General features: G+C 41.4%; 16 protein-coding genes and 1 pseudogene. 8 read left to right on the forward strand and 9 right to left on the reverse strand.

All coding sequences use genetic code 11. The features are described from left to right. The first annotated feature begins 26 nt into the window (after positions 1-26). Positions 27-1,871 (forward strand): TonB-dependent receptor domain-containing protein, encoded by a 1,845-nt coding sequence (locus tag H5200_RS11495; RefSeq protein WP_182761523.1) that lies wholly within the window; start codon positions 27-29, stop codon positions 1,869-1,871. A gap of 88 nt (positions 1,872-1,959) precedes the next feature. On the opposite strand, the gene msrA is transcribed toward H5200_RS11495, so the two are convergent. The 3 genes from msrA to H5200_RS11510 all read right to left on the reverse strand — a co-directional run bounded on the left by msrA (position 1,960) and on the right by H5200_RS11510 (position 6,800). Further along, complete coding sequence (gene msrA / locus H5200_RS11500) at positions 1,960-2,496, reverse strand: peptide-methionine (S)-S-oxide reductase MsrA (protein WP_182761524.1); 537 nt, start codon at positions 2,494-2,496, stop codon at positions 1,960-1,962. A gap of 149 nt (positions 2,497-2,645) precedes the next feature. Further along, entirely contained in the window at positions 2,646-5,744 is a 3,099-nt protein-coding gene (locus H5200_RS11505; protein ID WP_182739883.1) for an efflux RND transporter permease subunit, read from the reverse strand. A 3-nt stretch (positions 5,745-5,747) separates the two neighbouring features. After that, positions 5,748-6,800 carry an efflux RND transporter periplasmic adaptor subunit gene (locus tag H5200_RS11510; RefSeq protein ID WP_149981366.1) on the reverse strand — a complete coding sequence of 351 codons (1,053 nt, stop codon included), beginning with the start codon at positions 6,798-6,800 and terminating at the stop codon, positions 5,748-5,750. A gap of 246 nt (positions 6,801-7,046) precedes the next feature. On the opposite strand from H5200_RS11510, the gene H5200_RS11515 reads away from it, so the two are divergent. The 4 genes from H5200_RS11515 (at position 7,047) to H5200_RS11530 (ending at position 10,407) form a co-directional block, all read left to right on the forward strand. After that, positions 7,047-7,775 carry a DUF2982 domain-containing protein gene (locus tag H5200_RS11515; protein WP_149981365.1) on the forward strand — a complete coding sequence of 243 codons (729 nt, stop codon included), beginning with the start codon at positions 7,047-7,049 and terminating at the stop codon, positions 7,773-7,775. A gap of 16 nt (positions 7,776-7,791) precedes the next feature. Further along, the gene (locus H5200_RS11520) at positions 7,792-8,124 is read left to right on the forward strand and encodes a hypothetical protein (protein ID WP_149981364.1); all 333 of its coding nucleotides are present in this window, start codon (positions 7,792-7,794) and stop codon (positions 8,122-8,124) included. A gap of 103 nt (positions 8,125-8,227) precedes the next feature. Continuing rightward, positions 8,228-9,901, forward strand: coding sequence for a DUF1566 domain-containing protein (locus tag H5200_RS11525; protein ID WP_149981363.1), 1,674 nt, complete (start codon positions 8,228-8,230; stop codon positions 9,899-9,901). Further along, positions 9,898-10,407, forward strand: a complete 510-nt coding sequence (locus H5200_RS11530) for a DUF1566 domain-containing protein (RefSeq protein WP_182718369.1) — start codon at positions 9,898-9,900, stop codon at positions 10,405-10,407. Before H5200_RS11525 ends, H5200_RS11530 begins: the two co-directional genes overlap by 4 nt. Before the next feature lie 9 nt (positions 10,408-10,416). Here the strand turns inward: H5200_RS11530 and H5200_RS11535 are convergent, their stop codons facing one another. Then, the gene (locus H5200_RS11535) at positions 10,417-11,523 is read right to left on the reverse strand and encodes a tRNA nucleotidyltransferase (protein WP_182739884.1); all 1,107 of its coding nucleotides are present in this window, start codon (positions 11,521-11,523) and stop codon (positions 10,417-10,419) included. 128 nt (positions 11,524-11,651) lie between these two features. Between H5200_RS11535 and H5200_RS11540 the strand changes: the two genes are divergently transcribed. Together H5200_RS11540 and H5200_RS11545 are read left to right on the forward strand one after the other, a co-directional pair. Further along, a complete protein-coding gene (locus H5200_RS11540; protein WP_145235164.1) occupies positions 11,652-12,569 on the forward strand; it encodes an ExeA family protein in 918 nt (305 codons plus the stop codon). Positions 12,570-12,582: 13 nt separating this feature from the next. Beyond that, positions 12,583-13,608, forward strand: a complete 1,026-nt coding sequence (locus H5200_RS11545) for a general secretion pathway protein GspB (protein WP_182761525.1) — start codon at positions 12,583-12,585, stop codon at positions 13,606-13,608. 47 nt (positions 13,609-13,655) lie between these two features. Here H5200_RS11545 and H5200_RS11550 read toward each other — a convergent pair whose 3' ends face one another. After that, positions 13,656-14,852, reverse strand: coding sequence for an HD-GYP domain-containing protein (locus H5200_RS11550; protein WP_182761526.1), 1,197 nt, complete (start codon positions 14,850-14,852; stop codon positions 13,656-13,658). Between the two features lie 108 nt (positions 14,853-14,960). Further along, a complete protein-coding gene (gene putA / locus H5200_RS11555; protein ID WP_182761527.1) occupies positions 14,961-18,764 on the reverse strand; it encodes a bifunctional proline dehydrogenase/L-glutamate gamma-semialdehyde dehydrogenase PutA in 3,804 nt (1,267 codons plus the stop codon). Between the two features lie 170 nt (positions 18,765-18,934). Here putA and H5200_RS11560 point away from each other — a divergent pair, with 170 nt between their 5' ends. Further along, complete coding sequence (locus H5200_RS11560) at positions 18,935-19,417, forward strand: winged helix-turn-helix transcriptional regulator (protein ID WP_145235173.1); 483 nt, start codon at positions 18,935-18,937, stop codon at positions 19,415-19,417. Between the two features lie 215 nt (positions 19,418-19,632). On the opposite strand, the gene H5200_RS11565 is transcribed toward H5200_RS11560, so the two are convergent. The 3 genes and pseudogenes from H5200_RS11565 to H5200_RS11575 form a co-directional block, all read right to left on the reverse strand. Continuing rightward, on the reverse strand, positions 19,633-20,145 hold the full coding sequence (locus H5200_RS11565; RefSeq protein WP_182761528.1) for a DUF2931 family protein: 513 nt from the start codon (positions 20,143-20,145) through the stop codon (positions 19,633-19,635). 182 nt (positions 20,146-20,327) lie between these two features. Continuing rightward, positions 20,328-20,840: a DUF2931 family protein gene (locus H5200_RS11570; RefSeq protein ID WP_182739887.1), complete on the reverse strand. Its 513-nt coding sequence runs from the start codon at positions 20,838-20,840 to the stop codon at positions 20,328-20,330. A gap of 87 nt (positions 20,841-20,927) precedes the next feature. Beyond that, positions 20,928-21,142, reverse strand: a pseudogene (locus H5200_RS11575) (DUF2931 domain-containing protein); the annotation flags it as partial.

A 21,142-nucleotide genomic window follows, 5' to 3' on the forward strand; every position in this document is an offset into this window, starting at 1 on the left:
GCGGTGGGCGCGGGTCAGGGGATATCATGTTAAACAAATCTACTCTAGGCGTAGCAATTGCCGCTGCGTTGTCTTTTTCTGTGTCTGCAGAGCAATCAATTGAACGCCTGACGGTTACCGCTAATAAATTTGAGCAATCAATTACTGATGTACTTGCCAGTGTAACTGTTATTGAGCGCAGTGATATTGAAACAAGTAATGTCCGTGATTTACCGAGTTTACTAGCAACCCAAGTTGGTTTTCAAATAAATTCCAATGGTGGCTTTGGACAAAGTTCTGGCGTGTCACTTCGCGGTTCAAGCTCGCGACATACACTTATTTTGATTGATGGCGTACGTACGGGCTCTGCAACCCTTGGTTATAAATCAATTAGTAATATTCCTCTTAATTCAATAGAGCGCATTGAAATTGTTAAAGGCTCTCGTGCTGCAGTTTATGGGTCTGACGCGCTCGCTGGTGTGATCAATATTATTACTCGTACAAAGGAATCCGTCAGCCTAGATGCAACATTTGGTACTGATGCTTATCAAAATTATCAAGTTGCAGGTACAACGGTAGTTGATGCTGTTAAAGCGTCGTTTAATGCTGGGTTTGAAAAAACGGATGGCTTTGACGTATTGCAAGGCGTAGCGCCGGATGAAGATGGTTATGAGAACAAAAATTTAGGATTTAATATTTACTATGCAGATGAGCTGTTAGGTGAGCTTAAAGCGCTGGGTCAATACAGTGAAGGTAATGCACAATACGACAATGCTTTCTCGCCTATTGATAGTATCGTAGAAAATAATGAATTTGAAAATTATCAGCTAGGGCTGGGTTGGGATAAATCCTTTACCGATCATAAGCACTCAATTAATGTTGCTATTGCAACCGATGATTCTGACAACAAAGGCTATGATTACACTGGTGCGATTGTTACTAATAGTTATAAAACAAAACGTAAACAATTTGATTACCACGGCAGTTATAATGCAAGCCAAGTTTTAACCGTTAATGGCGGGCTTAATTGGTATAAAGATGAAATATATACCAATGGTAAGGCTTATCTAGCGGATAGCAAAGTAGCTAAAGCTGCATTTCTTGGGGGCTATTTTGATGACAATAAAGTCATTGCAAATTTAGCATTGCGTTTAGATGATGATGAGCAGTTTGGTAATGAAACAACTTACGCCGCAGCTGTTGGTTATCACTTAAATAAGCGTGCAACACTTAGATTGAGCCAAAGCACGGGCTTTAAAGCGCCAACATTTAATGATCTTTATTTTCCTGACCCTTTATCTCCAGGTAATCCAAATTTAGCACCAGAGACATCAACTAACCAAGAGTTAGGTTTGAGTTTAGACTTTTCTCAGGCAAAGCTTGATATATCAATATTCAGAAATAATATTGAAAACCTAATTGCATGGGCACCTAATGCAGCAGGTAAATGGCAGCCAGAAAATATAAATGAAGCACGCCATGAGGGTGTTGAGTTTAGCTTTGCCAATACAGTACTTGGTTTTGATAATCAGTTTAATTTTACTTATTTAAATGCTGAAAATACTGAAACGGGTGTAGCACAAACTTATGTTTCACCACGTACTGTGAACTGGTCTGTTGCGAAGCAGTGGGGCGATTTTGATGCCGGTTTTGATATGCAGTACCGTAGTGATCGTCAAGGTAAAGTAACAGAGCTTAGTTCTTATACGTTATGGAACTTAACTGCAAATTATCAATTTAACAGTGCGCTTTCATTTTCTGCTCGTGTTGAAAACTTATTTGATAAGCAATACAACGCGGTTGACTCAAGTATGGATTATGCAACTGGCGAAGTGTTTTACTACAATACAGTTGACCGTCGCTTCTTTGTTGGCGCAAGCTACCAGTTCTGATCTCGTTCTAGCTTAAATAAAAAAGCCCGACACCTTTGTTTGTCGGGCTTTTTTATATTTAGATGAAAATGCTTATTTAGCACTTTGCTTAGTTTACTAAAAACTGTTTATAGTCTTTTTCAAACTTTTTCAGCTTTGGTGCTATCAATAAACTGCAATAGCGTTGCTCAGGGTTTTCGTTGTAGTAGTCTTGGTGATACTGCTCTGCAGGGTAGTAAGTGGTTGCAGGGCTAACTTCAGTGACGATATCTTCGCGTATTTGGCTTTGTAATTTTGCAATATATTGATTAGTTTGCGCTTGCTGCTCGCTATCATGATAATAAATCACACTTCGATATTGGGTACCTATATCATTACCTTGGCGGTTTAGCTGAGTGGCATCATGCAGGGTAAAAAACATCGCCAGTAAGGTTTCGTAGCTTATCAGGCTACTGTCAAACTTAATCTGTACAACCTCTGCGTGGCCGGTGAGGCCAGTGCAAATTTGTTTATACGTAGGCTTAGTTGTTTTGCCGCCAGTATAGCCAGAGCTTACTTGTAAAACGCCTTTCACGCGCCTAAACGCGGCATCAATACACCAAAAGCAGCCACCACCAAATGTTGCTGTTTCATTTGTTATACTCATTAGTTGTTCCTTAAAGCTGTTAAATTACACGGATGATCTAGCGTATCAGAAGAACGAGCAAGGTGGTTTATTATTTCATTTAATTACAGTAGGGAAGTGTGTGGAAGTGAAAAGTAGCGTTGCTATGGGTTTGCAACGCTACGATGAGATTAAAGCTCTTTTAGCGGCCTTTCAGCTTCTTGTTGGTTGAGCTTTTGTTGTAAAAACTCAGGAGACTGAGTATTGCGAGCCAGCGCATAGTACGCCGCAGGAACAACAAATAGCGTAAGTATGGTTGCTACAATAACGCCAGTAAACACCACTACACCAATTACCATACGGCTCTCTGCACCAGGGCCTGAGGCTAGCACTAGTGGCACCGCACTCATTACCGTAGTCAAAGAGGTCATAATAATTGGTCGCAATCTTTGGGTTGCTGCTTGTAAAATAGCTTCACTAAACTCTACGCCTTTATCGCGCAATTGATTGGTAAATTCGACAATCAATATACCGTTCTTAGCACTAAGACCAATCAGCATTACAATGCCTATTTGGCTGTAAATGTTTATGGTTAGTCCTGCAACCCATAAACCAAACATTGCGCCCATCAAACCCAGTGGCACAGTGAGCATGATCACAAAGGGGTGCATAAAGCTTTCAAACTGAGCGGCTAAAACTAAGAAGGTAACAGTAAGCGCTAGAATGAAAACATACGTCATCGCTGAGGCACCTTCATAATATAATTGCGATTCACCTTTATAATCAATGGCGCCATCAATTTCGTTTTCTTCCATTGCCACTTTATTTAAAAAGTTAAGCGCTTCTTCAAGGGTGTAACCATCGGCGAGGTTAGCGCTCAAAGTAATAGCACGCATTCGGTTGTAACGATTTAGCCTTGATGCAGTGGCTTCTTCTTTCAAGCTAATTAAGCTATCTAGAGGAACCAGTTCACCACTGCGTGATTTTAAGTAAATATTTGATATATCAGTAGGATCAGCAAAGTCAGCTTTGGTGCCTTTTAAGATCACATCGTATTCTTCACCACGGTCAATAAAGGTGGTAACACGGCGTTGCCCTAACATGGTTTCAAGGGTGCGGCCAACATCCGAAACTGAAATCCCTAAATCCGCCGCTTTGTTTTTATCGATACTGATCAAAAACTGCGGGAAGGTTTCTTTGTAGTCATGGTCAATACGCACCAGTCCTGGGTTTTTCTCTGCACGTTCAATGATCCGGTCTCGCCAATCAGCTAATTGTGCATAATCATTACCTTGCAGGACAAACTCAATGGGCCGTGATGAGCCACCGCCACCAATACCACGGCGCATAATAGCAAAAGCGCGCACATCGGTGACTTCAGTCATTTTTGCACTGATCTCATCCATTACTTCCCAAGTTGAACGTTTACGTTCATCCCAGTCAGCCATACCAACAATTGCTACACCACCGCTGCCACCCCAGCCAGGTACGCGCACCAGCACTCGGCTTAGTTCGCCCGCTTCGGAATAAGGCATTAAACGTTCTTCAATTTTTGCCATGTTGGCGGCGTTATTTTCATAACTTGCCCCTTCAGGGCCACTCATCATGATAAAGAAAGTACCACGGTCTTCTTTTGGCGTAAGTTCTGAAGGAATTTGTTGGAACAGTAAATAACTAACAAAACCAGCCAGCAGTAGGGTGATTGTTAAACCACCTGAACGCGTCATATTTGAGCGTAAAGAGTTTTTATAACTTTGCTCAATCTTACTAAAGATACGGTCCATCCATTGGCTGAATTTACTCTCTTTTGAGGATGGTTTGAGTACTAATGAACACAACGCTGGCGAGAGTGTTAATGCGGTAATGCTTGAGAAGAATACCGCAGCGCTGACGGCCATCGCAAACTCGGTAAATAATGCGCCGATACGGCCATCCATAAATACCAAAGGCACAAACACCGAGATCAGCACTAAGGTGGTGGCTATAATTGCAAAACCAACCTCACGGGCGCCACGATAGGCAGCTAGTAGAGCCGGTTCGCCCAGTTCGATACGCCGGTGAATGTTTTCTAGCATTACAATCGCGTCATCAACAACCAAGCCAATTGCTAGCACCAGCGCCAGTAGTGTCAATAAGTTAATTGAATAACCCATCGCCAGTAAGAACATAAAGCTACCAACCAACGCAACAGGGACTGTTACCGCTGGGATCAAGGTAGCGCGAATGTTCCCTAAAAATAAGAAGATAATTAATACCACCAAAGCCATTGAAATAGCCAAGGTACTGTAAACCTCGTTAATCGATTCTTTAATAAATATTGACGAGTCATAGCTGTCTTGAATAGTTGTGCCTTCTGGCAGATTACGTTTGATTTTTTCAAGTTCAGCACGAGCATTATCGACCACGGTAAGTGTATTGGCCTTAGCTTGTTTAACAATACCAAGGCCAACCATGTTGCGGCCATTACCACGGAATAAGCTTTCATCGTCAGCGGCTTCTAAGTTTACATCAGCAACTTCACCAAGACGAACTAAGTAACCATCGTCACCACGTTTAATTACCAAGTTTTTAAAGTCTCGCTGCTCTTTATAACTACGCGCTGTTCGTACGGTAAAATCACGGTCGATAGATTCAATTTCACCAGCTGGTAGCTCAACATTTTCAGTTCGTAGGGTGTTTTCTATGTCACTACTGGTTATGCCACGAGCAGCCATTGCTTGGCGATTGAGCCAAATTTTCATGGCATATTTACGTTCACCACCAACACGCACATTGGAAACACCATCTACCACAGCTAAACGGTCGACAATAAAGCGCTGTGCATAATCAGACAGTTGCAATGAATCCATCGTGTCGCTATTGAGTAAAAACCAAGCAATAGGGCTTTCATCACTGTTAGATTTAGATACTTCTGGCGGGCGTACTTGCTCAGGGAGGCTATCTAGTGCGCGCGCTACACGTTCGCGGACATCGTTTGATGCGGCATCAATATCACGGCTGATATTAAATTCAATGGTAATATTTGAGCGACCATTTCTACTTGATGAATTAATGCTTTTAATACCTTCGATACCGGAAATACGGTTTTCCAGTACTTGGGTTATTTTTGTTTCTATGATCTCGGCTGAGGCACCCGTATATTCAGTGCTTACACTGACTATTGGTGATTCAATATCAGGATATTCGCGCAGCGGTAACATCGAAAAAGCCACTAAACCAAAGGTTAGTAACAGTAGGTTAATTACAATTGCAAAAACGGGGCGTTTGACACTGGTATCAGTAATTTTCACAGTTTACCCCTTCACAGTAACTTTGCTGCCTGAGCGAATTTTAATAATTCCTTCAGTAACAATTTGCTGCCCATTACTAATACCTTCATCAATGGCAACCCAGCCATTGTGACGACCTGCAACGTGAACCTCTACTTTGGTTGCTATTCCGTCTTCAATTTGAAAAACATAATGTTTATCTTGTTGTGGGATCACCGCTTTTTCTGGCACCATCATCGCTTGATTTGAGCTCAGTTGTAATGCTGTATTGAGCAACATGCCCGGGCGTAATAAACCACTTTTATTCGCGAAGCTGGCTGTGACTTCAACACTGCGGGTTATTGAATCAATTCGTGCACTAACGTGTGTTACTTTACCGGTAAAGGTTTTTTCAGGGTAAGCATCATTTTGGGTCATTACTTTCATGCCAACGTTTAATTGCGCAAGGTATTTTTCTGGGACTTTGAAATCGACTTTAATTATGCTTATGTCATCTAAACTTGTAATAATTGTGCTGTTATTTACATAAGCACCTACGGAGATTTGACGCTTACCTAAAATGCCTGAAAAAGGCGCGAAAATAGTCATTTCAGCCAATTTAGTTTTAGCATTTTCAAACTGCGCTTCGGTTGCATCAACGCGAGAAAGTTGCTCTTCGAGCAATGACTTTGCGGTTGCTTGAGAGCGAGAAAGCTCAGTTAAGCGTTCAAGTTGACGTTTTTCTTCACGTAAGTTAATTGCCAGTTCTTTAACGGTGAGTTCTTCTTGCTGCGATTGCAATTGTACGAGCTTTTGACCTTTACTGACTAAATCACCGTCTTTAAAATAAATGTCAGTTACGTAATCATTTTGTGCGCTTTTTATATAAATTGCTTGATTAGCGCGGGCACTGCCGATAGCCTCAATGAGGACTGCATTTTCTTCACTTGCTACAGTGTGAGCGGTTACTTGGGTAGCACTTGCTGTGAAGTCGGATTGCTCACCTTGGCTACTTGGTAAATAAAGATAAACACATAGCCCCAGAAGTAGAGTAATAATAAATGGAAATAGCGCTTTGCCAGATTGCTTTGCATACATTGTTAAAAATACCGGAAATTTAATTGCCTCTAGTGTACAAAATTACAGCGTGAATTGGCGGCCGCGTATCTCATAAATCTGTCGGTTAGGCGTAAAAGTTAAGTTATTTTTTTGTTTGTTCCTGTTTTGTGTTTGTATATGAGAGAGTTATGAAGTTAACGAGCAAATGTCCGCGTTGTATGAAAATACGAAAATTGATTATTTGGACTATAATTATGTACGTTTTTTATATTATTTTTTATCGTTATGGTTAAACGCAAAAATACTGTTTTAAAATTGCGTGCGCAAGGTGCGCGCAATGGTATCGAAATTCTCACTGTCGGTGCGGTGGGGCTGATATTTATAATGCTGTTTAATTTACTGCGGCCCGACGAAATTAGCATTTTCGAAACTTTTTTAGTGAGTTTATGTTTGGCTGCTATTTTTGTTGGTTTTTTAAAAACTCAAGAGCCATATTACAGTTTAGTTATTACAGAACAAGAACTTACTTATCAACATAAATATGGCTATTGGAGTCTGAAGCAAGAAAATCTAAATCGCAGTGGTATTCCTAAAGTAGAACAAGAACTTGAACCGCTTGAGTTAAATGCTGTAGGTATTAAACTTAATGACACTGATGAATTTTTATTACAATTAGCACCAAGAATTGCTGGTAAATTATTGATCGAACAACGGCATTTATTTATGCAAGTAATTCAAAAACATTGCAAAAATGGCAATTGCCCATCAGAATGGTTAGTTGAAGATAATCATTACACTTCTGTGAATGGTCGCAGTTTTAATGGCTTGATAGCCATGTTTGCTAATAGGATGCGACATCTACGGCAATTAACAGGATATGATTTACTGTTACCCGCAAGTGTATTAGATAGAAGTATTTGGGATTTTAGCCATAGCTTAAATGCATGGCGGAATAACCCAGTCGTATTTATAGAATCTCAATTAGAGAGACAGACGCCTGAAAATAGGCGTTAGTTAGTAGGATGAAGCGATGAGTCAAGATAGATCTTTTATTAAAAGTGGCAGAAATACCATAATCCATAAAGATAAAAAACTCGATTTAGTGATCGTGAATTCTGAAATACACCCAAAAATCAAGGTAACTCAACATGGTTTAGAGCCATTTAAGGAAGAGTTGCCAAAAAATCGTCGTGAAGCTAAAGAGCGCTATTTAGAAATGGTTTACATAGGTAGTGCTGACGTATTTGGAGAAGAGAAGCGCTTACTGTTCATTCAGGCGTTAGATGGTCGTGAGTATAAGGTCGATTATAGTAAAATAGGCACAAAGTTATTTGTCCGTATTCACCAAGATAGCTATTTATAACATCCTCTTTTTGTATCTGGCATTGTTGTTGCTTAATTTATTGATTGGCGTGGCTATTAATATAAAAGCTACGTAATTTCAGTTTTAAATGAGGAATCAGTGCATGAAATCCCCTTTAATGGTTTTACCGTTGTTTGCTGTATTGACAGCATGCGGTGGTGGCGGAGGCGGCAACGATAATCCCGTAGTCGCAGCATCCGTATTTGCTGGCGATGATCAGCGCATTATTGAAAAAAGTGAATTTACTATTGAGGCCAAAGGGTCGCCTGCTGATGGTACCTTTACCTGGCAGCGAGTAAGTGGACCAATTATTGCCGGCTTTCCCCTCACTGGTGCACTACAAACCATTACTGCCCCTGATATTAAAGCAAACAGCGAGCTATTACTGCGTGTTAGTTATCAAACCACCGATGGCCAATTAGTTAGTGATGACTTGCTGATCGAAATTGAGTCAAATAATCAGCTTCCTCAAGTCATTGTCACTCAAACTGCACCCGAAACATTGCCTTCAGATTATAAAGATATAATTACCTTAAGTGGCGCCAGTTCAGTTGATCCGGATGAAAATGGCCAAATTAATAGCTATAACTGGCAACAAATTACAGGGCCAACGCTCGCTGTAGATAGTAATAGCAATGCAACAATTAGTTTCACTCATCCGTTACTTGATACCAACACGCAGATCACTTGGCTGTTAACGGTTGTCGATGATGAGGGGGGCGAGTCGAGCTCGCAGTATTCTCATACCTTAAACAAAACCAGTGAAGTCATTATTGCTAATGCTGGTATTGATCAAAGTGTTATTGAGCTGGAAAAAGTGACCTTAGATGCTACAGATTCCGAAACAGTAACAGACACCTTTAAATGCTACTGGCAGCAAACAGCTGGCACAGCGGTGCTTGATAACCAGCAGCAATGTATTACTTCTTTCACAGCACCGGCAACCGAAGCGGTCAACACCCATACTTTTGAAGTAACCGTGACTGATAGTAAAGGTCGCACTGATAAAGATAGTGTTGATATTGTGGTTAATTCTAAACCGCTTGGTCTTATCAATGATACAGGGATGAGCAAATGCTACAACAACACCCAAGAAATAGCCTGTACAAGTCCTGATTTTCCGCGTCAAGATGCTTCTGTTGGGCGCGATAGTGGGGTTGGCTCGCATATCGAGAAAGTGGGTAAAGGTGAGCAGGCTTTTGATTTTACAAAACTTAACCAGTTTGCCGATGAATTATTAGATAGCGCCGCTAATTTTAGTTGTATTCGCGATAACGTTACGGGTTTGATTTGGGAAGTAAAAAGCCCTAATACAGGCACTTTACCAAATACGGCGTTGCGTGAAGGACAAAATCATTATACTTGGTATTTAACTAGTGAAGATGGTGTGCAAACGGGGAGTAGCCTTGGCACGCCAAACAGCACTTGCCCAAGTAATAATAATTGTAACTTACAAGTGTATGTTAATGAAGTAAATGCTCTTGATTACTGTGGCGGTACTAACTGGCGAGTACCTAGCTACACAGAGCTATTAACGCTACTTAATTATGGCAAGCATGGACAATCAATATTGCTCGATGAGAATTACTTTCCTAATACGCCTAATAGTAACTTATTAGCGGATGGACTAATTTATTGGACCTCACAAACTGCGGTAGATGGGACTAGCTTATCACAAGCGTATATTTTTGATATGAGCGACGGCAATGATTTGGCATATCCTAAAAGTGATACCGCGTTTGTGCGCTTAGTCAGAACCGCAGGAGCAACACAATGAAATCATTATTAATTGGCTTATTGTTAGCAAGCCCTGCAGCAATGGCTGTGCAGACCTGTTATGAAGGTGTAACACAAACAACGGCTACAGCGCGTTTTACAATGCACACCGATGGTACGGTGAGTGATAATATCACCGGACTTATGTGGCAAACCTGTAGTTATGGACAAAGCTATGACCTAACAACCAATAGCTGTTTAAACAGCATTGTGAAAGTTAATTGGCAAGAAGCATTAAGAGCTGCGGTAAACGACCGCACAGGTGCTTATAAAGATTGGCAAGTACCTAATAATAAAGAGCTTGCCAGTATTTTAGAACATAGCTGTGTAACCCCTAGTATTAATGAGACCGTGTTTTTGGGCAATTTAAGTGAGAACTATTGGACTAGTACATCAGGTATTGGCGATAAAACTTCAGCTTGGGTATACACCTTTGACAGAGGTCTTAACAGTTTGCACGATAAAGAGTCGTTCGTTTATTTACGCTTAGTGCGCTATGAAAAGTAACATCGCCGTTTAAAAATACTGCTGAAATACCTCTAACCGCGCTTGTTCTAGCGCGGTTTTTATTGCTGCGCCCTTAATGCCTTGCGTAATAAATTGCTGCGGGTTAATTGCTTTAGCTGCTTTGGTTGCTGTTAATAATAATTTTTGATTAGCCAGTGATGCTGCTTGGTTAATCTCAACGGCTTTTAGAACTGCCTCGAACCGTTCAGGGCGGCGCCATAAATCGAGTTGATTGCAGCAACTGAGTAGTTGCTCTGCGGTGATTGTTTGGCTAGTTAAGGTTGCTTGGTGGGTATTAAGTTGTAATGCTAAGTCGCGTACGTCATTTGGTAAACGAATAGTTTGACTGAGAATTTTAATCTCTTCTTGCGTCAATGATGCAGTGGCTTGTACAAACAATAATGCCTGATCGGTTATATTTTGGCTTTGTGCGTAAGCGTAACGGTTTTTTAGTTGTTGATATAACTCATCGCTCCAGTTACCTGCTAAGGCAGGGCTGATTGCACTAAGCGCGCCTAACTGCGCTAAAATATTCAAGAACTCAGCAAATGCGCCATCCGTTAATGATTTTTCACATTCTAGCCAAATGCGTTCTGCGGTGAGTGTTTGTAACTCTCCTTGGTTGATCATCTGTGTTAGCAATTGCTGGGTTTCTTCGGCAATCGTAAAACCAAGATAATGATAACGAGCTGCAAAACGGGCAACGCGTAATATGCGTAGTGGATCCTCGCTAAATGCGTCAGATACATGGCGCAAAATGCGGTTGTCTAAATCTTGCTTGCCGCCATAAGGGTCAATTAAGTTGCCATCTTGTGCTTTTGCAATAGCGTTAACGGTTAAATCGCGGCGGCGTAAGTCGTCTTCTAAGGTAACATCTGCTGAAAACTCGCAGACAAAGCCCGTGTAACCTTGGCCTTGTTTTCGCTCGGTACGAGCTAGTGCGTATTCTTCTTTAGTTTTTGGGTGTAAAAAAACGGGAAAGTCTTTACCAACTTGTTGATAGCCTTGTTTGATCAGTTGCTCAGGAGTTGCACCGACCACCACATAATCGCGTTCTTTGATGATTCGCCCTAATAGCTCATCACGAACTGCTCCACCGACCAAATAAACTTGCATAATTTCCCCTGAATATTAACTGTGCAAACTATTTTACGTTATTTAACTAATAAAACGCTAACAAGGTTTTCACTTACGCTGTTTTTTTGCCATTATAGGCCGTGATTTAATCAGTAAGGAAATTTAGGGTGTATTTAAGCTATTTTGGCTTGTCAGAGAAACCGTTTTCAATCGCGCCAAATCCACAGTACTTATTTTTAAGCGAACGCCATAAAGAAGCGTTGGCGCATTTAACTTATGGCTTAGGTGAAGCCGGTGGGTTTGTATTGTTAACCGGTGAGGTGGGAACAGGGAAAACGACCTTAACCCGCAGTTTGCAAGAGCAGTTACCTGAAAACACACAAGTGGCGTTGATCCATAATCCAGCACTGTCACAATTGGAACTGTTAGCGAGTATTTGCGATGAATTTCATATTGTTTATGACGAGCAAAATGCGACGTTAAAAACCTTAACAGATGCAATTAAAAAGCATCTTGAAGCGAATCATCAAGCAGGTGGCCACACTATTTTGATTATTGATGAAGCTCAGCTTTTAGCCCCTGACGTGCTAGAACAGCTTCGTTTATTAACTAACATAGAAACAAACCATAAAAAATTACTACAAATAGTATTGGTTGGTCAGCCAGAATTACAGGCTTTATTAAAGCGTAATGAGTTGCGTCAGTTAGCACAGCGGATCACTGCTCGTTATCATTTACTACCGTTAACTGAAGGACAAACTTTTGCTTACGTTAAGCATCGTTTGTATGTTGCAGGTTGTGATCGGGGACTATTCTCAAATGATGCGTTAAAAACGATTCACTTAGTTACTGCAGGTATTCCGCGTTTAGTAAACTTATTATGTGAACGCTGTTTAATGGGCGCTTTTTCTAAGCAGCTAACGATGATTGATAGTGATATAGTAATGCGCTCAGCACAAGAAGCGTTACCGCCGAGTGCATTAAGTTCCGTTAGTATAGAGCAGCAGTCGTCGTTTAATTGGCTCTATCCGTTGGCATTTTTAACTGTGCTCAGTCTGGGTATTGGTTTGTCGTTTATTCTTTAATTAATGGTCATATATGTCGTATTTATTAGATGCCTTAAAACAATCAGAACAACATGATGAAGCGTCAGCACATGACAGAAACGCTGAGCAATTAAAACAGCAGCAAGAACTGCAGCGTTATCGTTTTATTGCGATTTCGCTTGGCTTGTTGGTTGCTTTTTTACTGACCTTAATGGCAGGGTTTTCAATTGGTAAATGGTTACAAAAAAATCATTTTAATACCCCTGAACAAGTGGTAACGACTGTTCAGGATCAATCAGTGGAGCCTGCTGATGACAAAACACCTGTACCTGCCACAGTGAAGCCTGAGCAATCGATACCGGTGCAAACAAATCCAGTACAAACTAGCCCAGCCCAAGTTGCCAGCACGCAGCCGATGTCTCAGCCGCAATTTGTTCAACCTCAGCAATACCAACAAGCAGCAGGGCAATATCAGTGGGTGCAAGTGCCAGTAAATACTGCACCAGCTTATCCGCAAGGTCAGCCAATGCTGGTGCAAACACCTAATGGTTATCAGCAAGTATATGCAGCGCCTCAGCAGCAATATAATCCTAATGCAGTGCAAATGCAGCCAATGATTAACAATAGCGCTAGCAATATCGATATGAGTAAATACAAAGTATTGGGGAAGCCTATTGGCGAACCGACTAGTGAGAAATCAAAGCCTGTGGCAACTGTCAGCGATGAAGAACTTGAAACTGTGCCAACGGCGCTTAAAAACGCCTTTGCTCGCGCTATCGAAGATACTCAAAGCACCCAATCTCATCAAGTAACGCAAGGCACTAAAAATTCATCTTATGCTGAGCCGATTGAGTTACTACCTGATGCTTTGTTGGCATTGATGCCAGAAATTAAATACCAAGCGCATATTTACTCATCATCACCTGATAAACGTTGGGTAAAGCTCAATAATCGGGAGTTATATGAGGGAGATAGCATTGGGGACTTAAGAGTATTAGAGATCACTCCAGAGCAAACGGTGCTGAGTTTTGATGATTATGAATTTAGCTTAAAAGCGCTGCAAGATTGGCCCGAGTGACGATTATATAGCTACTTCGCGCAGGCCTATTTTGTTTTCGGTGATCATTACGGCAAAATTGAATTTTTGAAAAATCTAATTAAATCAATGTTGAAATCCGCTGGTTTAATGGCGGATTCTAACGAATCTTGATTTCGGTTATGCGCCAGATCTATATCTTGAACTTGCGTATAGTGAGCGTGTTTTGCATTGTAAAAAGTTTTCACTTGAGGTTTAAGAGGGCTGCTAGGGTTGCTTTTGGTCACTAGGCCGACTTTTTGACTCGACAGTTTAACTAACGTGCCAACTGGATGAACGCCAATACACTGAATAAATTTAGTCAGTAACTCGCCATCAAAGCTATCTGGACAACCATCTTTGAGTATTTTAAAGGCCTTGATTGGCTCCATGCCGGCCTTATAAACACGCTCTGCGGTAAGTGCATCATAGACATCAACAATCGATGCCATACGCACGTACTGGCTTATTTCATCAGCTCGCTTGCCAAACGGGTAACCCGTGCCATCTAGTCGCTCATGATGAAAGCCTGCAATATCGACGGCAATGCCTTTAAGGCCCGCTTTTTCTAAAATTTCTTTACTAAAACGCGCATGATCCTGAATCACTTTATATTCTTGATCGGTTAACTTACCCGGCTTATTAAGAATATCATCCGGTATCTGAATTTTACCAATATCATGTAATAGCGCACCGGTGGCAAGCTCTTCAATAAGCGCTCGTTCAAAACCTAAGTGTTTGGCAAAAATACTGATTAAGATCGAGACATTGATCGAGTGTTCTAGTAGGTAGGCGTCTTTTTCACGCATACGGGTGATGCATGCTAGCGCATCTTGATTACGAAATACCGAATCAATAAAGCCGCTAGCTAATTCTTTAAAGGGGGTAATATCTATAGTGTTACCGGCTTTTATATCGGTAAATGCTTTGCTTTGCAGTTGTTTTGCTTCGCTGTAGAGCTTAAATGCTTTGTCCATCTCTTGCTCAACACTGTGTGTTGTAGACCAAGGATCACGTTGTTTAGGCGGTTCAACCTTTATACCGCTTGTTGTGGCAGTAGGAGTGAGTTCAACGATGGTTTTATCAGGATCAATTTCAACTTCTAAGATACCGGCTTTTATAAGTTGCTGTACGCCAGCTTGCGTTTTTACCCAACCTTGGTTTTTGATTTTAATTTTACCCGTTTGTTTAGTTACGCTATGTACAAACATACCTGGTATAAGCTGATCGATTGGGATAATTTTCAATGTGTTTACTTCATAATAAATAACATACTACAAAGTTAGCAAAATTCTTACTGGATAAGTAGTAAAAAGGGCGCTAATTAGCGCCCTTTGTTAATATCTACTTAAACTCTACTCGTCATCTTCAACTAAAGTCATTAGTGATGTATTACCGCCTGAAGCAGTTGTATCAATACTAATGGTCTTTTCTGTTAATAAGCGCTTGATTAGCGTGTCGTAGTACTCAGCACTGATCACTGGCAAGATAGCTCCTTTACGTTGCGCTAGCTGTTGACTGAAGTAGCCTAAGCGTGATGAGCGCGATGCAACAACAGCACCTGCTAAATGAGGGTGCGCCAAAATAGCTTGTAACTGATTCGGTTTAGCTACTTGGAATACCCCTTCAGCAATACCTGTTGAGATAAACTTATCTTTAAAGGCCACCGCTTCGTCATAGAATAACTCCGACGCTACGGTGATCACGGTATTACCTGCAGCAAGTGCGGTGATGATCGAAATAGCCCAGAAGTTAAACGAGGTACTCTTATCGGCATAACATACAACACAGCCACGCGCTTCAAGGTGAAGGGTGTTTGATTCACCTGTTGGCCCCGGCAAAGTAGTAAACTTACGCATGTGCTTTTCAAGGCGATTAAGTTGGGCACGAGCATCGGCAAGTGTTAATGCTAAATCGTCGGCTAACTCGTCAATAATATCGACTGTGGCAACTTTAGCTAATAACTGACGTACCGCTGAAACACGATCGTTCAGTGGGGTTGCGCGCCAAATTTTTTCATCACGCATTGAGTTTGCCATTAACTTCTCGACTTGCTCAGCAGCACCTGAATAGTGGTGAGTGTCAAGCTCGTCTGGTGTTAAGTTAGTCATTTGCACGTTTTCAGGTGATGCTTTTTCTTTAACTAAACGAGTTAAGTAGTTAGGACCACCTGCTTTAGGTCCGGTGCCAGATAAACCACGACCACCAAACGGTTGTACGCCAACAATCGCGCCAATCATATTACGGTTAACGTAGACGTTCCCGGCACGCGACATTTTTGCTAAGTATTCACAACGCTCTTCGATGCGTGAATGGATACCCATGGTTAAACCAAACCCAGTGTTATTTATTTGGTCAATCACGTTATCAAGTTCTGTGCCTTTAAAGCGAATGATATGTACACATGGGCCAAATACTTCACGTTTCAGTACAGATAGATCTTTGATTTCATATAAACGTGGCGCAAAGAAATACGCTCCGTTTTCGCTATTATCTGGAATATCACACTCATAATGCAGTGTTGCGTTGCCTTTTAAGTACTCAACGTGTTCGTTTAAGTTCTTCAAGGCTTTTTCATCAATTACAGGGCCGATATCGGTTGATAGTAATGATGGATCGCCAATGTGTAGCTCTTTTAACGCGCCTTTGATCATTTCAATTACGCTATCTGCGATATCTTCTTGAATGAACAATACACGCAGTGCAGAACAACGTTGACCAGCACTTTGGAAACCAGAGCTAATCACATCGTCAACGACTTGCTCAGGCAATGCTGTTGAATCTACGATCATACAGTTCTGACCGCCGGTTTCGGCAATCAACGGTACTTGAATATCATTACGTGCAGCAAGTGTTTGTGAAATGATGGTACCGGTCTCAGTTGAGCCTGTGAACATAACCGCTTGAATGCGCTCATCAGGAACAATAGTTTTACCTACTTCACTACCGCGCGCAATAACAGGCTGTACCACATGCTCTGGTAAACCAACAGATAACATAAGCTCAATAGTGCGCAGCGCAATATAGCTAGTTTGTTCAGCTGGTTTAGCAATAACAGTGTTACCAGTTACGATTGCTGCAGCAACTTGACCTAAGAAGATTGCTAATGGGAAGTTCCATGGACTGATACATAAAATCACACCACGGGCTTCAAAGCGCTCATCTTCACTTAGCTCTTCGGCGCGAGCTGCGTAGTAACGACAAAAATCAACCGCTTCACGTACTTCGTCAATACCATCTTGTGCTACTTTGCCGGCTTCTTTGATACAGATAGCCACAAGCTCGTCGTGATGACGTTCTAGAATATCAGCAATACGGCGTAATAGGTTTGCGCGCTCTTTAACTGGCGTTTGTGACCACGATTCAAAGGCGGTTTCTGCATTGCTTAGTAGAGTGAGCATATCATCGCTATTTTGTAGCTTGATATGACCGATGATCTCTTGATGATTGGCTGGGTTTTTAACTGCAATTGAACCTTCAGGAATATCGCTTTCACTAATACGGTGCTCTGCAAACCAGTTATCAAGATTTTCCTTGAATGGCGTGATCACATTGATATCGGTTAAATCCATACCTTTTGAGTTAGCACGTTCAGCGCCGTATAAATCAATCGGCATCTTAATTTGCGTGTTGTACTTGTTACGCAAACCTTGCAGTGTTTCTACCGGATCCGGTAATAACGATTCAACAGGTTTCGTGGTATCTACAATGGCGTTAACAAACGATGAGTTAGCACCGTTTTCAAGTAAACGACGCACTAGATAAGCCAATAAATCTTCGTGCTGACCTACAGGGGCATAAACACGACACTGAATTTTTTCTTCAGTTACGATTTGGTCGAATAATGATTCACCCATACCGTGCAGGCGTTGGAATTCAAAACCTTGGTTATCACCTTTAGCAACTTCTAAAATTGTTGCCGCAGTGTAGGCATTGTGGGTTGCAAACTGTGGATAAAGTACATCACGTGCTTCTAGCATTTTGATAGCACATGCTTTGTAAGATACGTCGGTGGTTGCCTTACGAGTAAATACTGGGAAGTGCTCTAAACCATCTTGTTGTGTGGTTTTGATTTCGGTATCCCAGTAGGCACCTTTAACTAAACGCACCATCATTTTACGACCAACACGGCTGGCAAGCTCAGTTAACCATTCAATCACAAAAATTGCGCGTTTTTGATACGCTTGCACAGCTAAACCAAAACCATGCCAACCAGCTAGGTCATCATCACTAAATACTGCTTCGATTACATCAAGTGAAATATCAAGACGATCCGCTTCTTCAGCATCAACAGTAAAGCCAATATTGTAGCTTTTAGCTGCCATGGCCAGCTCTTTAAGCTTAGGCACAATTTCGTTCATGACACGTTCTTTATGAGTAAACTCATAGCGAGGATGAATCGCAGACAGCTTCACTGAAATACCAGGGCTCTTAATTGGGCCACGGCCATTTGCCGCTTTACCGATAGCATGAATCGCATTCATATAGCTATTGAAATAACGCTGTGCATCTTTCATGGTGCGAGCGCCTTCGCCAAGCATATCGTATGAATATACATAGCCTTTTTGCTCTTTTTCTGCAGCGCGTTCGATGGCTTCGTTAATTGTACGACCCATAACAAACTGCTTACCCATGATCTTCATGGCAAAGTTTACTGACTTACGAATAACCGGCTCGCCTAAACGACCAATGGTTTTTTTCAGTACACCAAACTGCTGTTCTTTGGTTTTATCAGTGTAGTTAACCATTTTACCGGTCACTAATAGACCCCAAGATGACGCATTAACGAATAGTGAGTCGCTGCTGCCTAAGTGAGAGCTCCAGTCGCCTTTGGCTAACTTATCGCGAATTAGCGTGTCTTGAGTGGCTTTATCTGGCACGCGAAGTAATGCTTCAGCTAAGCACATCAATACCACGCCTTCTTCACTAGAGAGAGAGAACTCATTAAGTAGCGCATCAACACCGCTTTGACCATCTTGATCGCGACGAATAGTGTGAACTATCTGGCGAGCACGTTCCCAAGCACGGCTGCGGGCTTTTACGCCAACTTCAGCAAGCGGTAAAATATGATCAATTACAGCATTTTCGTCAATGCGATAAAAGTCACGGATTTTTTGTCTGATTGGACACGTTGTTGTCAAATCGCCGTCAAATAACATAAGCAACCCTCTGGTGTATGGAGTCTTGCAGCTAAAAAATTTCGCTGCCCGATTTTTATGTACGTAATGCGTGCATTCTAATTAAAATCCAGCAGAATATGCTGGTTAAATTTAGCGTTTTACGATAATTTACAGGGCATACCTTAAACTTATCCGCATAAAATTCTGTTATGACAAGTCCGAATAGATTACGCATGCTCGATCGTATCGATTTAGCAATTTTAGACGTTCTGCAAAAAAACGGCAGAATATCTAATGTTAACCTCGCAAAGCAGGTTAACTTAAGTCCCAGCCCGTGTCTTGATCGAGTAAAACGGCTTGAACAAGAAGGTTACATCGAAGGTTACTTTGCCAAGTTGAGCGAAGCCAAACTTAATCAAAGCTTAGTCGCGCATGTGCAAGTGTCGTTAGTGACGTCAAATACTGCGGTATTTAAAGTGTTCCGTGAACATATTTTAAAAATAAAGCAAGTGGTTGAGTGCGACATGGTTGCTGGTGGCTATGATTACCTATTAAAGATTCGGGTTTCGGATATGGATGAATACCGTCAAGTGCTTGGTGATTTAGTCGATATACCGGGTGTTGGTACGCACCACACTTATATGGTGATCGAAAAAATTAAACAAGACACAGGGCTCAGACTCGATACTTAAATTTAAAAGTTATTTATATATCCGATTATCTTAAAATGGGAGTGGTGTTGAAATTAAAATCGATTCAGAAAAGGCATTGTTGCAAAGTAATGCCTGATATTAAGCACCTATGATGCTTATAATCTTTTTATAAAGCTTGTCTCGCATCACTTTGTGGGCCAAAGCTACGGGCCGCCTCTACTCATAATTTAGAGAATGTTAGGGCTGTGGCTCTGCTACTTATTCTCACGCCACTGGGCTTGCCCTGAGCCAAGCTCGTGTAATACGCGACCTGTAAACCCAGCGGATGGTGTATTTGAAACCCAAACCTTTATCTCACCTGATTCACCCATACCGACTATTAAATATGGGTAAATATCAGTTTCTACTTCGCCTGTATGGTAACTAAATCGAGGTAGTTTATTTGCAAACTTATAACCATTTTTATCTATTACCACTTCACCAAAGTAAATTCTATTTTCTGACTTATCTAACCATTCAACGGCTACTTTTTCTGGGAATTTTTGATCGTAAACACTTACCGTCGCTCTAGTTTCACCATAGCAGCACCCAATTGCCCCTGACGGTATTCCCCATTCATCATCAAATACCACAGAGCGCCCCCAAATTGCATTGCCATTTTCGGTGCCGACACCTGCAAGCATGTAATCAATTTTACCTGTTGACGAACATCCTACAGCGAATAATATTAAAGCGAGTGTGATAAGTAATTTTATGAGTTTGTCCATAGTCTATATCCATTTATTAATTGTGATTGCCATTGTGTGCTGAGCTCTGCTTGCGCAGGCTGATTATAACAAAGCGCGAGCTGTGGTTTTTAGTGGTGAATTCAGCGTCTTCTTCTGGGTCATGAGCTACGGGCTGCCTCTGCGAATACTTTATAGAACATAAGCTTAGGGTAGTGGCTTTACTACTTATTCTCACGCCATTGGGCTTGTCCTGAACCAAGCTCGTGTAATACGCGACCTGTAAACCCCGCTGATGGTGTATTTGAAATCCAAACCTTTATCTCACCTGATTCACCCATACCGACTATTAAATATGGTTTTACATCTTTAAAAACCTTACCTGTATGCGCTGTGTATGAAGGTAAATTTTTAGCTAACCTATAACCATTTTTATCTATTGCCACTTCACCAAAGTAAATTCTATTTTCTGACTTATCTAACCATTCAACGGCTACTTTTTCTGGGAATTTTTTATCGTAAACACTTACCGTACCACCAGCTTGTGCGTAACAGCATTCTATTGCACCGGAAGGGATCCCCCACTCATCATCAAATACTATTGAGCGGCCCCAAATTGCATTGCCATTTTTGGTGCCGACACCTGCAACCATGTAATCAATTGTTCCTGTTGACGAGCAACCTATTACAAATAATGTTAAAGCAAGTGTGATGAGTGATTTTATGAGCTTGTCCATAATCTATATCCATTTATTAATTGTGATTGCCATTGCTCACTCTTTTCATCTTGTTCTGGCTGGTTGTAAAAAGGCGTTTAAAACTGGTCATTTATTCTCACGCCACTGTGCTTGCCCAGAGCCAAGCTCGTGTAATACACGGCCTGTTCTATTTCTGTCAGATCGTGCATTTGATAGCCATACTTTTATCTCGCCACTATCCCCCATGCCAACAATTAAATAAGGCCTGATATTTTCTTCTACTTCTCCTGTGCTTATCCATGCATAAGCAGGTAAATTTTTAGCTAATTTATAACCATTTT

The organism is Pseudoalteromonas sp. SG43-7, assembly GCF_014164295.1.
GTDB lineage: Bacteria > Pseudomonadota > Gammaproteobacteria > Enterobacterales > Alteromonadaceae > Pseudoalteromonas > Pseudoalteromonas rhizosphaerae.

Bases quoted from the DNA above. Each gene is read 5' to 3' on its own strand.
- H5200_RS11530 (WP_182718369.1), top strand. From the start codon at position 9,898: ATGAAATCATTATTAATTGGCTTATTGTTAGCAAGCCCTGCAGCAATG.
- H5200_RS11515 (WP_149981365.1), top strand. From the start codon at position 7,047: ATGGTTAAACGCAAAAATACTGTTTTAAAATTGCGTGCGCAAGGTGCG.
- H5200_RS11545 (WP_182761525.1), top strand. From the start codon at position 12,583: ATGTCGTATTTATTAGATGCCTTAAAACAATCAGAACAACATGATGAA.
- H5200_RS11570 (WP_182739887.1), bottom strand. From the start codon at position 20,840: ATGGACAAGCTCATAAAATCACTCATCACACTTGCTTTAACATTATTT.
- H5200_RS11560 (WP_145235173.1), top strand. From the start codon at position 18,935: ATGACAAGTCCGAATAGATTACGCATGCTCGATCGTATCGATTTAGCA.
- H5200_RS11525 (WP_149981363.1), top strand. From the start codon at position 8,228: ATGAAATCCCCTTTAATGGTTTTACCGTTGTTTGCTGTATTGACAGCA.
- H5200_RS11510 (WP_149981366.1), bottom strand. From the start codon at position 6,800: ATGTATGCAAAGCAATCTGGCAAAGCGCTATTTCCATTTATTATTACT.
- msrA (WP_182761524.1), bottom strand. From the start codon at position 2,496: ATGAGTATAACAAATGAAACAGCAACATTTGGTGGTGGCTGCTTTTGG.
- H5200_RS11535 (WP_182739884.1), bottom strand. From the start codon at position 11,523: ATGCAAGTTTATTTGGTCGGTGGAGCAGTTCGTGATGAGCTATTAGGG.
- H5200_RS11495 (WP_182761523.1), top strand. From the start codon at position 27: ATGTTAAACAAATCTACTCTAGGCGTAGCAATTGCCGCTGCGTTGTCT.
- H5200_RS11520 (WP_149981364.1), top strand. From the start codon at position 7,792: ATGAGTCAAGATAGATCTTTTATTAAAAGTGGCAGAAATACCATAATC.
- H5200_RS11565 (WP_182761528.1), bottom strand. From the start codon at position 20,145: ATGGACAAACTCATAAAATTACTTATCACACTCGCTTTAATATTATTC.
- putA (WP_182761527.1), bottom strand. From the start codon at position 18,764: ATGTTATTTGACGGCGATTTGACAACAACGTGTCCAATCAGACAAAAA.